The sequence below is a fragment of the Eubacterium sp. AF17-7 genome (assembly GCF_003461285.1).
In the GTDB taxonomy this organism is placed as follows: domain Bacteria; phylum Bacillota; class Clostridia; order Lachnospirales; family Lachnospiraceae; genus Eubacterium_U; species Eubacterium_U album.
On the sequence record NZ_QTWU01000001.1, the window covers coordinates 675,900 to 690,277 of the forward strand.

The following is a 14,378-nucleotide window of genomic DNA, read 5'->3' on the forward strand; positions in this document are numbered from 1 at the left end:
AGGTTGCATAGCAATAACTGTTTTGTAACAAATATACAGTTTTAATTTTAAATTCATGCAAATGAACAATAAATTAAGGAGGAAAAAACCTTGGCTGGAAGAGAATATCCACTAGATAGAACAAGAAACATTGGTATTATGGCTCATATCGATGCCGGTAAGACTACATTAACAGAACGTATCTTATATTATACTGGTGTAAATTATAAAATTGGTGAGACTCATGATGGCGCTTCTACAATGGACTGGATGGAACAGGAACAGGAAAGAGGTATCACAATTACTTCAGCTGCTACAACATGCCACTGGACATTAGAAGATCATCACAAACCAAAAAAAGGTGCGTTAGAACATCGTATCAACATTATTGATACTCCCGGACACGTTGACTTTACAGTAGAAGTTGAGCGTTCACTTCGTGTATTAGATGGTGCTGTAGGTGTATTTGATGCTAAAGCAGGTGTTGAACCACAGTCAGAAAACGTATGGCGTCAGGCTGACACATACAATGTACCTCGTATGGCATTCATCAACAAGATGGATAAAATGGGTGCAGATTTCTTTTATTCAGTTCAGACAATCATTGATCGTTTGGGCAAGAATGCAATCCCAGTTCAGATTCCAATCGGTAAAGAAGACGATTTCGCCGGATTAATCGATTTATTTGAAATGGAAGCATATTACTATAAAGATGATAAGGGTGAAGATATCGAAATTACAACAATCCCTGATGACTTAAAGGATCTTGCTAATGAATGGCATGACAACCTTGTTGAAAAGATTTGTGAATTAGATGATGACCTTACATTAATGTATCTTGAAGGTGAAGAACCATCAATCGAAGAAATGAAGAAGGTTCTTAGAAGAGCTACAATCGCTTGTGAAGCAGTTCCTGTATATTGTGGATCAGCTTACAAGAACAAAGGTGTACAGAAGATGTTAGACGGTGTTATCGAATACATGCCAGCTCCAACAGATATCCCTGATATCACAGGTGTTGATGAAGATGGTAACGAAGTAGTACGTCATTCATCAGATGATGAACCTTTTGCAGCTTTAGCATTCAAGATTATGACTGACCCATTCGTAGGTAAGTTAGCATTCTTCAGAGTTTACTCTGGTACAATGAACTCAGGTTCATATGTATTAAATGCTACAAAGGGTAAGAAAGAGCGTGTTGGACGTATCGTACAGATGCATGCTAACAAGCGTACAGAAATAGATAAAGTATATTCAGGAGATATTGCAGCTGCTGTAGGTTTCAAGTTGACTACAACAGGTGATACAATCTGTGATGAACAGCATCCTGTAATTCTTGAATCAATGGAATTCCCAGAACCAGTTATCGAGCTCGCAATTGAGCCTAAGACAAAGAATGACCAGGGTAAGATGGGTGAAGCTTTAGCTAAATTAGCTGAAGAAGATCCTACATTCCGTGCTCACACAGATCGTGAAACAGGTCAGACAATCATCGCTGGTATGGGTGAACTTCACTTAGACGTAATCGTAGATCGTCTTCTTCGTGAATTTAAGGTAGAAGCTAACGTTGGTGCACCTCAGGTTGCATACAAGGAAACATTTACTAAGGCAGTTGACGTTGATAGCAAGTATGCTAAGCAGTCAGGTGGTCGTGGTCAGTATGGTCACTGTAAAGTTAAGTTTGAGCCAATGGATCCAAACGGTGAAGAACAGTTTAAGTTTGAATCTACAGTAGTTGGTGGTAACATTCCTAAGGAATATATCCCAGCTGTTGGAGAAGGTATCGAAGAAGCTGCACAGTCAGGTATCATCGCAGGATTCCCAGTACTTGGTGTACATGCTACAGTATATGATGGATCATACCATGAAGTCGATTCTTCAGAAATGGCATTCCACATTGCAGGTTCTATGGCATTCAAGGATGCTATGGCTAAGGCAGATCCTGTATTGCTTGAGCCTATCATGAAGGTTGAAGTAACAATGCCTGAAGAATACATGGGTGATGTTATCGGAAGCTTGAATTCAAAGCGTGGACAGATTGAAGGTATGGATGACATCGGTGGCGGTAAGATCGTAAGAGCTTTCGTTCCATTGTCAGAAATGTTTGGTTACTCAACAGAACTTCGTTCTACAACTCAGGGTCGTGGAAACTACTCAATGTTCTTTGAAAGATATCAGGCAGCTCCAAAGTCTGTTCAGGAAAAAGTTGCTTCATCAAGAGCAAAATAATATATTGATTTAGATTATTAATTTAACTTAAAGGCTTGAAAATATTCCCATTATAAAATATAATGGGAACTAAGCCTATGTAAAGACGACCATTAGGTCAGTTATTAAAATATTTTATTATTAGGAGGATTATCAAAAATGGCAAAAGCTAAGTTTGAAAGAAACAAACCACATTGTAATATTGGTACAATCGGACACGTAGATCATGGTAAAACAACATTAACAGCTGCTATTACTAAAGTTCTTTCTGAAAGAGTTGAAGGTAACGAAGCTACAGATTTCGAAAATATCGACAAAGCTCCAGAAGAAAGAGAAAGAGGTATCACAATCTCTACAGCTCACGTTGAATATGAAACAAAGAAGAGACATTACGCTCACGTTGACTGTCCAGGACATGCTGACTATGTAAAGAACATGATCACTGGTGCTGCTCAGATGGATGGTGCTATCCTTGTTGTAGCTGCAACTGACGGTGTTATGGCTCAGACAAAGGAACATATCTTACTTTCACGTCAGGTTGGTGTTCCTAAAATCGTTGTTTTCTTAAACAAATGCGATATGGTAGACGATGATGAATTACTTGAATTAGTAGAAATGGACGTTACAGAAATCCTTGAAGAATATGGATTCGACGGAACTCCAATCATCAAAGGTTCAGCTCTTAAGGCTCTTGAAGATCCATCATCAGAATGGGGCGACAAGATCATGGAACTTATGGACACAATTGATGATTACTTCCCAGATCCACAGAGAGATACAGATAAGCCATTCTTAATGCCAGTAGAAGACGTATTCACAATCACAGGTCGTGGTACTGTTGCTACAGGTAGAGTAGAACGTGGTGTTCTTCATATGAACGATGAAGTTGAAATCGTTGGTGTTAAGGAAGAAATCCAGAAGACAGTTGTAACTGGTATCGAAATGTTCAGAAAGCTTCTTGATGAAGCTCAGGCTGGTGATAACATTGGTGCTCTTTTAAGAGGTATCAACAGAGACCAGATCGAAAGAGGTCAGGTTCTTGCTAAACCAGGTTCAGTAACATGCCATAAGAAATTTACAGCTCAGGTTTACGTATTAACAAAAGATGAAGGTGGACGTCATACACCTTTCTTCAACAACTACAGACCACAGTTCTACTTCAGAACAACTGACGTAACTGGTGTTTGTGAACTTCCAGCTGGTACAGAAATGTGCATGCCTGGTGACAACGTAGAAATGACAATCGAACTTATCCACCCAATCGCTATGGAACAGGGTCTTGGATTCGCTATCCGTGAAGGTGGTAGAACAGTAGGTTCAGGTAAGGTTGCTACAATTGTTGAATAATTAACGTTATCAATGAATAGAGCGCAAGCTCACCATAAATAAAGAAGACCACGGTCGTGTTTACACGAAACCGTGGTTTTCTTTTATTTATTTTCAACACTACTTAATTTTTACCCAACCATATTGAACCTAAGCGACACTATATAATTGAAAAACAAAAAAGTGCACGTTTGTTTATCATAGGAGGTTAATAGTGAATAAGGCGGATGCAGACAGATTAATAATTAAATATCAGCCGAAGGTTTTGGGATTTGCAATGTCCAAAGTTAGAAATATATCAGATGCAGAAGAATTGGCTTCAAATATTATATTTGAGCTTTATAAATCATTTCTCAAATCGGAGAATATAGTAAATATCGATGGATATGTATATAGAATAGCAAGCAACGTTTATGCAAAATATGTTGATAATGAAGTTAGAAATAAGCATATAGACATTCTTCAGGTGGTATGTCCAATGAATGAAAGCGGATATGAAAGTTTAGAAGATGAGGAAGTATACAATAACTTGAGAAAACAAATCAGTAGGCTATCTAATCGGCAGAGGGCAATTACATATATGAAGTATTATAAAGATATGTCTGTTACTGATATTGCAAATCAGTTGGGGATTTCTGTTGGGACTGTTAAATGGCATTTGTCTGATATCCGAAATGGATTGAAGGAGGAAATCAAAATGGTAAAGAGTAATAATTTAAGTGTGAATCCAATATATTTTAATGATATGGGGCACAGTGGCACTCCCGGAAAAACTGGGGATACAATGGATATGTTTGACTCAAGATTGAAACAAAACATTGCATGGAGTTGCTATTATGAATCAAAAACAATGACAGATATAGCAAAGGACTTAGAAGTTCCGGTAGCTTATATTGAAGGTGAGTTGAAAAAACTTGTTGAGTGGGGATATATTGACCAGGTAGACAATTCAAAGAATTCAAAGTATCTGACAAATATGTTTATTACAGATGATAGGGAAGATTTTTCTGATAATATTGAAATTAAAAAAAATGCTGCTAAATTTTTGGTTGATAATCTATATAAAGATTTATTTGAAAAGTTTGATAAAGCAGAAGACAATTGGGGAATGATTTGTCCGGATAATGATAAGAATTATTTGAAATATAATCTTGTAATGATGACTCCTAGCAGTATAGGAAGTGATTGGCAGAATTGGGAAGATTTTGCAGTGAAAAGACCAGATGGAGGTTATTTTATTGCATATGCAACTGTTACAGATGACTGTACAAAGAAAATTAATGATTACAAATACGCAGGATGTGGATACATGTTAGATCAGGTTTGGAAAGATGCTAAATGTGTTCTACAGAGCAAACAGTATAATTGTATGTATAGTGACAGAGAAATTAGTTGGCGGAGTAACAGGTATGAGGACTGGCAGGATTTGTATTCATTCTTATCTAATGATTGTAACAAAGATAAAATAAGTCTTGAAAGTTTTTCGAACTTGTTAAAAAAAGGCTATGTGGCAGACGATGAAAGTCAGGTTACTGTTATAAAAACCAATAAAGCTAATTTGGGTGAAGCATTAGATTCTTTTGTAAGTGAGCATTTTGCTATTCCCGACAAAGTAATTAAAGAGAGTAAAAAGGTTGATGAAAGATTATATGCAGCAAATAAAATGAAATACCCAAAGCATCTTGAAGGATTGGTAAAATACAACAATAGCAATTCATTCACGTGGGCAGAAATGATTCCGTTTGTTATAGAAATATTGTTAGAAGAAGGTATCTTAAAGCCATTGACTGCTAAACAGAAAAAGGCTGTTTTCTCGGTAGTTATGATTAGAGAATGAGCAACGATCAACTATAATCTTGAATTTGGTAAACAATCATGTTAATATAATCATACAATGTAAGTGTAACAAGTGTTGCACATGTGGGCTGGTCGAAAGACCCAGGTCCAACCTAATCGGCGGGGAGGCTCCCCGCCATTTATTGTATTAGAGGAGTTTGACAAATGAAAGAATTTCCATTTTTACTTTATAAAACAGAAAAGGAAGATATTTCCATTAATGCTTTAATTAAAGATGATTCAATTTGGTTGACACAGAAAGCAATGGCGGAATTATTTGGAATAGATAAATCAGGCATTAGTCGTCATCTTGCGAATATTTTTGAAACAGGTGAATTGGATGAAGAAGTGGTTGTTGCAAAAATTGCAACAACCACTCAACATGGAGCAATAGAGGGAAAAACCCAATCTAATTCTACTAATTTTTATAATTTAGATGCAATCATTTCCGTAGGCTACAGAGTGAATTCTATTCGAGCTACTCATTTTCGTATTTGGGCAACAAACGTTTTAAAGGAGTATATGACAAAAGGATTTGTGCTGGATGATGAACGATTAAAACAGGGAAAGACTGCATTTGGTAAAGATTATTTTAAAGAATTACTCGAAAGAGTTCGTTCTATTCGTGCGAGCGAAAGAAGAATCTGGCAACAGATTACGGATGTTTTTGCTGAGTGTAGCATTGATTATGATAAAAATGCGGAGATTACACATCAGTTTTATGCAATGGTGCAGAATAAATTCCATTATGCAATTTCGGGACAGACAGCAGCAGAAATTGTTTATTATAGTGCAGACCATACAAAGGATCGTATGGGGCTTACTACATGGAAGAATGCTCCTGATGGTCGGGTATTGAAATCAGATGTAACTATTGCAAAAAACTATTTGGATGAAAAGCAAATTCGTAGTTTGGAGCGTGCGGTGACAGGTTATTTTGACTACATAGAAGATTTGATTGAACGTGAAAATACATTTACGATGGAAGAATTCGCGGCAAGCATAAATGAATTTTTGGCATTTAGAAGGTATGAGATTTTACCTGATAGGGGAAAGATTTCGAGAAAGATGGCAAATGATAAGGCTGAACAGGAATACCAGATTTTTAATAGAACTCAAGTTATTGAATCGGATTTTGACAGGGAAGTGAAGAAGATGATTCAAAAGAATGATGATTGAAAAGAAACTATGTCATTTTAATTGTGGCGGTTAGCGTAGTTTTGTTATATACTAAAGGTGTCGTCAAAGTGTCGTCAAATTTTTCGAAAACTAAAAATAGTGACGATATAAGATATAGAAAAAGCCTATAAACAGGCGATTTGATAAGTCGAAAATTAAGAAAAAAAGTCAATAAGCTCCGTGAAGGTGGTAGAACAGTAGGTTCAGGTAAGGTTGATACTATCATTGAGTAATTAAATACTGTTTGAGTATTAATTGACTTTATTGGCTCAGCCCTTTGTTTACAAGGGGTTGAGCCTTTTTATATGCGTCCGGCGAAACCCGCGCATGGGCTTAAGTCATTTTTGTGGATTTGTTGTGGGCTTATTTTATCCTTTGGACTTACGACTTTGAACTTTGTGCCTTGTGGTTTGGGTTCTTCCGATGTTTCTGCCGGGGCAGTTACATCGGATGCTACCATATCCTTTTTATGCTGGTTCTGCATCATATCCACCACTTTCTGGTGCTTGTTCGGATACAGGTGGGAATAGGTGCTTAAGGTGGTCTGCACCTTTTCGTGTCCTAACCGTTCCGATATGAGTAGTGGTGTGCATCCTAAGTTGATAAGATAGCTGGCGTGGGTTTAACGTTCTAAAGGACACTTCGAGGAAAATAACGAAATAACCGGCTTAACTACATATATAATTTATTTGATTTGTATTTATTAATTTTATGGATTTTTATTATAATTAAAGAAAGGATTTTTAATATGAATAAGATTTACTTTGCCATCTATAATGACATAACTGACTCAATAGAAGTTTACATTGAAAAAAATCTAAAATTTGTACTAAACTGTACCAGATTAAATAATAATATTTGTTTTGAAGATTTGTTAGATATTGCTTATTTACATAGATTAGCTAGAGAAGAACCTTTTAATTATATTTACTTTGCTTTACAGCCTGACGGGCTACAGGGATATGTGGAGGCTATGAATGTATTTAACTAATCCTTTGTAAGAGTCAAAAAAGAGGCATATCACGTGATTGACAGCCCCTTTTTGACTCTTATAATTCTAATTCTGCTTTTTGTTTCAAATCTTTTATATTTTGTTTAAACTCATTAACTTTATCTGAATAATCTGCCAAATTTCCTGATGGTTCTAATGCTATACCTGCATATGATTGAATTTTTAAATAATAGTCTTTAATATGGCTAAATGTTTCTTCATCCGCACTCTTTATAGCTTGAATTTCCGACTCCAATTCTTTCAAATTCTCTGATATTTTGTTGCAATTATTACTATAATTTTTACATACATTGCAGAATCCTTCTTTATCTTCATCAAAAAATATCTTAGGAGAATTTCCTATAATAGTTGCGAACCCCATTTTATAAGCAACCTTATGTATATCAGTATCATAAACACCTCTACCCGTTAGATAGTTATGATAAATAACATCATCAAGAATATCTTTTGATGTAATCTCTTTCATCACGTCCAAGCATGGTAATATACGTTCGGGCCCTACTACATCCCATGATGTTAACACAAGATCAGTCACTTCATCACAACTTTTACTCGTTTCTTACAATAAGTTCATAATCGTGCTTGTATCGACACTTTCAGCCTTTTTTTCACTCTTTCCGCACCCACTCATCATGGTTGCTAAAATCACTATTATACATAAAGATGTAATAACTTTATTTTTCTTCACTTTTTTCATATTTCTTATATCCTTTCATCAATTTGGTTAAATTTTCTACTGTTCATATTCATAAAAAACTCCTATATTTTACTATTAATAATGCAAGTTAATCACTTGTTAAAACTCCTTTATTAATTCACAATTAGGTTCTTATTTCAGCATTTATATTTTCATAAATTCTATCAATAGCATCTTTACAATATATTTTTTTGCCATATAGTTTTCTCCTTTGAAATAATAGATTTTCCTCTTGATCAAAATACTTAAATATATACTTACCATCTATATTCTCAATCTTAGTATTGCATAAGTTATTTTGATTTATTTTTCTGCTTGCTACATACTCTTTAAAATATTCAAGTGCTTTTTTGCAATCACAATAATTATCATAACCAATAGATGCACCTATTTCTTGAGAACCGTTATTACCAGGAATTAACTTAAAAAAGAATTTTCTGTTTTCCTTTTGTATAACAAAATAATATCCCATTACATTCCTCACCTCCCGTTCTAGAATTTATAAGTTTTATAACAACCTTCTGTTTCACAAATCAGACTTTTTGAAATTCATCTGCTATAATCAATTTATTAGAAAAATAGGTCAGATTTTATCAAAAAACAGCCCATTTTAGGCTGTTTCAAAAAGTCTACTTTATGAAACACAAAAACTGGCAGGATTATCCACTATTTTCTTCCTTTTCCCTGCATCTTCTGTAAAAAGTAGAAGTGCTCATGCCGACTGCTTTTGCTGCCTCCCTGACAGATATTTTTTTATCTTTCCAAAGTCTGTGGTATTCTTCAAAATTCCTTGGTAAATCCAGCTTTTCTCTTCCAAACTTCACACCGTTTTTCTTTGCAATGGCAATGCCTTCCGCCTGTCGCTGTTTAATAAAGGCACGTTCCGTTTCTGCCACATAAGCCAAAATCTGCAATACCAAATCTGAAATAAATACCCCCGTTAAATCTCCATGTCCGGTTTCCGTATTAAGAAGCGGCATATCAATCACTTTGATGTTTGCCTTTTTGTTCTTTGTAATGACACGCCACTGTTCCAATATCTCCGTGTAATTTCTTCCCAGCCGGTCAATACTTTTTATCACAAGCAAATCTCCCGGTTTTAGTTTTTTCATCAGCCTGTTATATTTCGGTCTGTCAAAATCTTTTCCTGACATCTGGTCTGCATAAATGTTTTTATCCTCTATTCCTTCCTCTTTCATTGCCAGTATCTGCCGTTCAAGGTTCTGTTCCCTTGTCGACACCCTGACATATCCGTATTTTTTCATTTTCCTTTGTCTCCTTTATACTTTAATCATCTTTTATTAAAGCCGGAGAACTAAAGAAGTCCTCTGGCCCTTTTCCATCCTTTCACATAGTTTTTTATAATCCCTATCAGTGCATGAATGACAAATAAGAGAAGCAGCAGATTGACTGGCACAACCCTTTTGATTGGCTTCCCTAAAAATACCATTACTGCCATGCTTATCATCATTGTGGTTACAGTGATATAATCCGGTGGATTATTACTGTAGTAGTCCATGACTTTAACACTTATAAATTTGAGAATCAGTCCGACACTAACAATGCTTATTCCACATATCAGACATACAATAATCCAATACATAATCCTTTCTGCCATGTGACCTGAAATGTTCTCTGACACATTTGCGACAGCTACTGCAAGTTGAAAATCCTTCCTTATCAGAAATAAAAAAACATTAACAATCATTCTGAAAAAAGCACCCACATCCTGCACAAATATCTTTGACCTTACCGCTTCAAGGACTGTAACTGATATGCCATATGCCAGCAGTCCTTTTAGATAATGCTGTTTTATGGTCCAACGTTTTTCATAAATCCTTTTAAACTGCGCAGCCTTATTTGAAACTTTCATTTCAGCTCTTCCTTCAATCAGTTCTTCAAGATTTTCTCTCTGCATAAGCAGACATCTTTTTTCATTATTCAGCAGTTTATATTCATCATCTAACTGTTTTCTTTTCTCATCGGTTTCTTTTACCATAGCCATCATCTCTGATTTCAATTCGCTGTTCTGTTTTATTAGATTCTCGTTTTCTTTCAGTATTGAAGTGGCTTGGTTCATCTTTATGATTCTGTCCGCCAGTTCCCGTACTTTGGATTTCAGTTTCGATTTCTCTGAGGAAATCGTCTGTATCTGTCGTAAAAGTTCTGACTTTTCCAGTTTCTGACTTTCTATCTGTTCTTTGTAAGATTCCAACTCTTTCATCCGCTCTGACAGCTCCGATTTCAGATTTGTAATCGCCGCATCCTGACTCTCCAGTGTCTGAAGCATTTCTTCGATATTTACTAATTCGTTCATTTAATTCCCTTATCCTTTCTGTTATTTCTGATTTAATTCGATTAACTGCAAGTTCTGTTGATTCAACTTTTCGTTTAAGTTCAGCAATTCGCTGTTCTGTTTCTTTAATGTCATAATCTCCGTTTCCAGAAGTTTCGTAAACTCCGAAGCCTTTTGGTATTCCCTCTCCAGCTCCGTCAGAAGTTCCTGCTGTTCTGTCACCAGTTGCATAAACTGCTCCATCAGTTCCAGCTTTTCTGTCGTAAGTTTTTCCATTTTCATCACGCTCCTTTTCAAATCTCTGTTTTAAATTTCTAAACTTTTCAAATATGCCAGAGAGCAGAAGATGAATCTTTTGGGTTACATTGTTTTGATGTCTGATTTCTTCATTTATCCGTATTCTCTCAGACATCTTACCTTTTTCTTTCATCTGCCTTGCGGCATATCCTTCATGAATGGTCGGGATTTTCTCAATGCCCTGTTCCTTATAACTTCTGTGGTCGATATGTTTCTCCTCCGGCAGATATCTGTTGCATTCCTCCGCCCAGTTTTTCCGCCACTCGATTAACTGTGTTCTTGAGTTCCATTCGTTACGTTTTACCGTAACCCTTTTCCATTGAAGGTCATTTTTCTTTCCCCTTTTCTGCAACCCGGTAGCAGGATCAATGATAGGAATGCGGTTTCCATTTTCATCTCTTGCATAATCTTTTTTCTCCATCGCCGCCCACTTTCCCGATTTGGTAAAACCACGAACCGTAGTCATCACATGGATATGATTGTTTCTCTCTTTTTTGTGAAGTGCAAAGTCCGCAATCATTCCCTTGTCAACAAAATTTTTCTGAATAAAAGTTCTTGCAAGTTCAATCTGTTCTTCGGTAGTAAGTTCATTCGGCAGAGCCATTTCAAACATTCTGGCATATCTTGAATTGGATTTATTCTGAACCTTTTCCACCGCATTCCACAACGTTTCCCTGTCCTTAAATTCCTTTGGTGCATTTTCAGGAAGCATTATCTCTGTATAGACAACTTCCTCTTTTCGTGTATAGGAAAATGTCATTCCAAGCCGCTCATCATACAGTTTTCCTGCAGAAATGTAGGCAGCAGAAGCTATGGCACACTTTCCCTTTGATGCCTTAATAATGCTTGTAGTAAAATGATAAATTGCCACGATAACACCTACATTTCTGTAATTTATCAACAGTAACAGTCAAGGCAGCAAGCCTGAATGTTACTGTATGCTGTCCGCAGGACCGTTCTCTGCGTAAGAGCCTCCATGGAATGGTGCTGTCTGCACAAGACTGCCGTCCGCACAGGACTCTCCATGAAATGGTGCTCCACGCACAGTGGTCCTCAAAGAGCGCACCCTGCAGAGCAGGAAAAGGACAGTCCCTGACTGTCCGTAAGTGCGCCCTATACGACTTTATCGGATAGGGAACAGGGGAAATATGCTTTTTATAAATTTCCGTTTTCATTTCCGGTATCATCATGTTTACCCATTGCCCTTGAAAAATACTTTCCATTAGCTTCCTGCCTTTTAAGAAATGCGATAAGTTTTGGCAAATCTTCTTTAGTCACAGGACATCCCAGAACTGATTCAACCGCTGCACCGACTTCAATCAGTCTGTGGGTTCTTGCCCTCGCCTCCTCATCTTTTTTTCTGCGTTCAAGCTGTTTCTTTCTCTCCTCATACTTCTTTGCAGTTTCAAGAGCAGCCTGTTCCTTAATTCTCAGCTCTTCAATTCTTTCTTCATAACTTCTTTTTGATTTACTCATAAATGCTCCTTTCCCAAGTCTTTGCCGCAATCTCTGTATTTACTAAATGCATTAACTTGTCAGCCACTGATTCCATAGCTGTTTCATCAAAGAATACCTTTACCCTGTAAGTGGTATTGCCGATACGTTTTGTAAAAGTATCTTTTGTTCCTTTTGTAAAAAGTTCTTTTGCCATAGTGTTGTAGGCAAAAATTAATTTCATCATCTGTAAGGTTTGCTGCTTAACATCTGTAAAATCAATATTGTTTCTTATTATTTCTTCCATTCTGATTCCTCTCTTTCTTAATTAAATTTTCTTCTTGTTATTCGAACGTACGTTTGTTATAATAAAATTCACATCCGGTGGTTCACGACAGCAGAAACTATATTTCTGTTTTTTAAAATTTGACTTTGTAACCATTTTGTTTTTCTCCTTTTTGTTTTTTGGGAAGTAAAAGTTTCCCTTTCACTAATAGGAGAAATGCGGATACGGATTCGGAACCATCCGGAAAAATTTATTCATTTTTTTACAAAGGGGGTGAGACTTATGAAACAGGAGAACGTATTTAATGACAGTCCGGAAGATATGAACTTTGAAATTTTATCTGCCATTGAAGAAGAAAAGAGACTTAATAATAATTCTTATTTCCCTAATGATTTTTATAATAATGAAGAACCGGCAGACGAATCTTCGCCCCGGAAATTTTTAAAAAGGGACATCAGGCGTATGGCACTTTTAAGACTGGAGGATTCGGCAAGAACGGAAGAAGATTTTAAGGAAGTTATAAATATATGGGACAGAAATGATTCCAACAGAGAGCGTAAGGAACGCTACCACGAAATTGGTCGCTCCGTTGTTCCCCTTGAATATGGTGCTGCTAAAGACGGCGTAATATTTCCACTTCCACATAACAAAGTTTTATGGAAACAGATATTAAAAGGAGACTTCATTGACACCATTTTCAACTGTCCCTTTGAAATGCATGAGCTGGTTGAAGATGAAAAACTGTCAGATACGATTTACAATCTGAAACCGGAGCATAAGGAACTTCTCTATTACCTGATTGTGAAAAATCTTTCGCCCCGGCAGATTGCAGCCATAAAGCAATGCACGGACAGGAATATCAGAAAAGTAAAAACTACACTACTTAATAAGTTACGATTGGAGGCAGGTTATGAACAATATATTTAAAAACGCAAGTTCCTACTGGGTAAAATATAATAAATACGAATGGAGAACGGATAAGGATAATGTTCTGTTTCTGACACCGGCAGACGGTTCAGAACTTAAAATGTATAATCCGATGGTAAATTACAAGGATATGATTCTTGAGGCATTAAATGTCGGAATTGCCTGCATGAATAAAGATACCGATAAGGAAGAATTGAAAAATAAGATTCTTGATTTTGTGCAGCACTACGGTCTGATTGGATTTATGACTGCACTTCCAACCACTCCTGATTTTATTACCTATAATGATGTATATCTTCCAAAGAACCATTACATTAAGAAAGAACGTTTATCCACGAAAGAGTTTCTTTCCTGTTTTTTCCCGTTTGAGGAAATCGACTTTGTTAAGAAAAAACTGGAATCAAGCTGGAGCGTAACGGATGCTTCAGTGGGTGCACTGATACTGACATTAAAGAATGCACCACAGGCGGTTCTTATGAGTTTTCAGAAAGAGTATGCAGAAAGATTTGACTGGCTGATAAATGCTTTCTCTGACCTTGCATTTACATTTTTCTCGTCATTTTTGTATTATCAGGACTTTGATGTTTTGGATGAGGAACAGAAAGACTTATATAGAAAGGGCATGGCAGCATTTGGCAGCGTTGCCCCGACCTACCACATAGAACTTCGTGACACGCCCGTAATTATATGGGAATTCAATTCCCTGCTGTTGCAGATACAGATGATGTTAAGCCTTATGATAACGGATACGGATTCGGCAATCAGGGTTTGCAGGAATTGCGGAAAAGCATTTATCAGCAGACATAAAAATGCCGGCTACTGTTCCAAAGAATGCAGGGACGAATTCAAAAACAGGTAGGTATGGATTAAAACAAAAACTGCCAGTCAATATCAGAAAAAG

15 protein-coding genes and 1 pseudogene are annotated in these 14,378 nt (G+C 36.5%); 7 read left to right on the top strand and 9 right to left on the bottom strand.

Annotation, left to right across the window (positions count from 1 at the left end):
- The first annotated feature begins 90 nt into the window (after positions 1-90).
- The 4 genes from fusA to DWW96_RS02840 all read left to right on the top strand — a co-directional run bounded on the left by fusA (position 91) and on the right by DWW96_RS02840 (position 6,528).
- Entirely contained in the window at positions 91-2,208 is a 2,118-nt protein-coding gene (gene fusA / locus DWW96_RS02825) for an elongation factor G (RefSeq protein WP_117908880.1), read from the top strand.
- Between the two features lie 138 nt (positions 2,209-2,346).
- A complete protein-coding gene (gene tuf, locus DWW96_RS02830) occupies positions 2,347-3,534 on the top strand; it encodes an elongation factor Tu (protein WP_117908882.1) in 1,188 nt (395 codons plus the stop codon).
- Positions 3,535-3,727: 193 nt separating this feature from the next.
- The gene (locus DWW96_RS02835; RefSeq protein WP_158562631.1) at positions 3,728-5,350 is read left to right on the top strand and encodes a sigma-70 family RNA polymerase sigma factor; all 1,623 of its coding nucleotides are present in this window, start codon (positions 3,728-3,730) and stop codon (positions 5,348-5,350) included.
- Between the two features lie 164 nt (positions 5,351-5,514).
- On the top strand, positions 5,515-6,528 hold the full coding sequence (locus DWW96_RS02840) for a virulence RhuM family protein (RefSeq protein ID WP_117908886.1): 1,014 nt from the start codon (positions 5,515-5,517) through the stop codon (positions 6,526-6,528).
- A gap of 505 nt (positions 6,529-7,033) precedes the next feature.
- On the opposite strand, the pseudogene DWW96_RS14605 reads toward DWW96_RS02840, so the two are convergent.
- Positions 7,034-7,156, bottom strand: a pseudogene (locus tag DWW96_RS14605) (site-specific integrase); the annotation flags it as partial.
- Between the two features lie 120 nt (positions 7,157-7,276).
- Between DWW96_RS14605 and DWW96_RS02850 the strand changes: the two are divergent.
- On the top strand, positions 7,277-7,519 hold the full coding sequence (locus DWW96_RS02850; RefSeq protein WP_117908888.1) for a hypothetical protein: 243 nt from the start codon (positions 7,277-7,279) through the stop codon (positions 7,517-7,519).
- Positions 7,520-7,577: 58 nt separating this feature from the next.
- On the opposite strand, the gene DWW96_RS02855 is transcribed toward DWW96_RS02850, so the two are convergent.
- The 8 genes from DWW96_RS02855 to DWW96_RS02885 form a co-directional block, all read right to left on the bottom strand.
- Positions 7,578-8,006 (bottom strand): hypothetical protein, encoded by a 429-nt coding sequence (locus DWW96_RS02855; protein ID WP_147339789.1) that lies wholly within the window; start codon positions 8,004-8,006, stop codon positions 7,578-7,580.
- 93 nt (positions 8,007-8,099) lie between these two features.
- The gene (locus DWW96_RS13930; RefSeq protein ID WP_158562632.1) at positions 8,100-8,237 is read right to left on the bottom strand and encodes a hypothetical protein; all 138 of its coding nucleotides are present in this window, start codon (positions 8,235-8,237) and stop codon (positions 8,100-8,102) included.
- A 124-nt stretch (positions 8,238-8,361) separates the two neighbouring features.
- Complete coding sequence (locus DWW96_RS02860; protein WP_117908892.1) at positions 8,362-8,709, bottom strand: hypothetical protein; 348 nt, start codon at positions 8,707-8,709, stop codon at positions 8,362-8,364.
- A gap of 187 nt (positions 8,710-8,896) precedes the next feature.
- Positions 8,897-9,502 carry a recombinase family protein gene (locus DWW96_RS02865; protein WP_117908893.1) on the bottom strand — a complete coding sequence of 202 codons (606 nt, stop codon included), beginning with the start codon at positions 9,500-9,502 and terminating at the stop codon, positions 8,897-8,899.
- Between the two features lie 50 nt (positions 9,503-9,552).
- Positions 9,553-10,257 (bottom strand): DUF6040 family protein, encoded by a 705-nt coding sequence (locus tag DWW96_RS02870; protein ID WP_147349806.1) that lies wholly within the window; start codon positions 10,255-10,257, stop codon positions 9,553-9,555.
- Positions 10,217-11,731 (bottom strand): MobQ family relaxase, encoded by a 1,515-nt coding sequence (gene mobQ, locus DWW96_RS02875; protein WP_158562633.1) that lies wholly within the window; start codon positions 11,729-11,731, stop codon positions 10,217-10,219. The genes DWW96_RS02870 and mobQ overlap by 41 nt, the downstream gene beginning before the upstream one ends.
- Positions 11,732-11,985: 254 nt before the next feature.
- On the bottom strand, positions 11,986-12,306 hold the full coding sequence (locus DWW96_RS02880; RefSeq protein ID WP_117908899.1) for a DUF3847 domain-containing protein: 321 nt from the start codon (positions 12,304-12,306) through the stop codon (positions 11,986-11,988).
- Entirely contained in the window at positions 12,299-12,571 is a 273-nt protein-coding gene (locus DWW96_RS02885) for a transposon-encoded TnpW family protein (RefSeq protein ID WP_117908901.1), read from the bottom strand. The genes DWW96_RS02880 and DWW96_RS02885 overlap by 8 nt, the downstream gene beginning before the upstream one ends.
- Positions 12,572-12,832: 261 nt before the next feature.
- On the opposite strand from DWW96_RS02885, the gene DWW96_RS02890 reads away from it, so the two are divergent.
- Both DWW96_RS02890 and DWW96_RS02895 read left to right on the top strand, forming a co-directional pair.
- Positions 12,833-13,477 carry a hypothetical protein gene (locus DWW96_RS02890; RefSeq protein WP_117908903.1) on the top strand — a complete coding sequence of 215 codons (645 nt, stop codon included), beginning with the start codon at positions 12,833-12,835 and terminating at the stop codon, positions 13,475-13,477.
- Positions 13,461-14,336: a hypothetical protein gene (locus DWW96_RS02895; RefSeq protein ID WP_117908905.1), complete on the top strand. Its 876-nt coding sequence runs from the start codon at positions 13,461-13,463 to the stop codon at positions 14,334-14,336. Before DWW96_RS02890 ends, DWW96_RS02895 begins: the two co-directional genes overlap by 17 nt.
- Positions 14,337-14,378 lie beyond the last annotated feature (42 nt).

Excerpts from the sequence above, each read along its gene's own strand:
- DWW96_RS02880 (WP_117908899.1), bottom strand. The coding sequence starts at position 12,306 with ATGAGTAAATCAAAAAGAAGTTATGAAGAAAGAATTGAAGAGCTGAGA.
- DWW96_RS02840 (WP_117908886.1), top strand. The coding sequence starts at position 5,515 with ATGAAAGAATTTCCATTTTTACTTTATAAAACAGAAAAGGAAGATATT.
- DWW96_RS02855 (WP_147339789.1), bottom strand. The coding sequence starts at position 8,006 with ATGAAAGAGATTACATCAAAAGATATTCTTGATGATGTTATTTATCAT.
- DWW96_RS02890 (WP_117908903.1), top strand. The coding sequence starts at position 12,833 with ATGAAACAGGAGAACGTATTTAATGACAGTCCGGAAGATATGAACTTT.
- DWW96_RS02860 (WP_117908892.1), bottom strand. The coding sequence starts at position 8,709 with ATGGGATATTATTTTGTTATACAAAAGGAAAACAGAAAATTCTTTTTT.
- DWW96_RS02895 (WP_117908905.1), top strand. The coding sequence starts at position 13,461 with ATGAACAATATATTTAAAAACGCAAGTTCCTACTGGGTAAAATATAAT.
- DWW96_RS02850 (WP_117908888.1), top strand. The coding sequence starts at position 7,277 with ATGAATAAGATTTACTTTGCCATCTATAATGACATAACTGACTCAATA.
- DWW96_RS13930 (WP_158562632.1), bottom strand. The coding sequence starts at position 8,237 with ATGAAAAAAGTGAAGAAAAATAAAGTTATTACATCTTTATGTATAATA.
- tuf (WP_117908882.1), top strand. The coding sequence starts at position 2,347 with ATGGCAAAAGCTAAGTTTGAAAGAAACAAACCACATTGTAATATTGGT.
- DWW96_RS02865 (WP_117908893.1), bottom strand. The coding sequence starts at position 9,502 with ATGAAAAAATACGGATATGTCAGGGTGTCGACAAGGGAACAGAACCTT.
- DWW96_RS02885 (WP_117908901.1), bottom strand. The coding sequence starts at position 12,571 with ATGGAAGAAATAATAAGAAACAATATTGATTTTACAGATGTTAAGCAG.